Here is a 344-nt window from a genome sequence, read left to right as displayed (position 1 = left end):
CTCTTCGCTGATGGCCGCCGCCAGGTTGTCGACGCCCACCGGGCCACCATCGAACTTCTCGATCATGGTCAGCAACAGGCGACGGTCGGAATGATCAAAACCGCGCTCGTCGACGTCCAGCAGGTTCAACGCCATGTCAGCCACGGCCTTGGTGATCTGGCCCTTGCCGCGCACCTCGGCGTAGTCACGCACGCGGCGCAGCAGGCGGTTGGCGATTCGTGGCGTGCCACGGGCACGGCGGGCAATTTCGTAGGCACCCAGGTCCTCGATGGCCAGGCCAAGAATATTGGCCGAGCGGCTGACGATGGTGGCCAGGTCCTTGTCGCTATAGAACTCCAGGCGCT

The 344-nt window shown here is 64.2% G+C and carries 1 protein-coding gene; it reads right to left on the bottom strand.

Annotated features, from left to right (window positions below):
• On the bottom strand, window positions 1-344 hold a 344-nt coding region (locus QWI17_RS05015), incomplete at both ends, for a Holliday junction DNA helicase RuvB C-terminal domain-containing protein (protein WP_302721410.1).

Source organism: Gilvimarinus gilvus (assembly GCF_030518155.1).
Taxonomy (GTDB): Bacteria; Pseudomonadota; Gammaproteobacteria; order Pseudomonadales; family Cellvibrionaceae; genus Gilvimarinus; species Gilvimarinus gilvus.
Note: the sequence above shows the minus strand (reverse complement) of the source record. Positions and strands in the feature narration are given on the sequence as shown.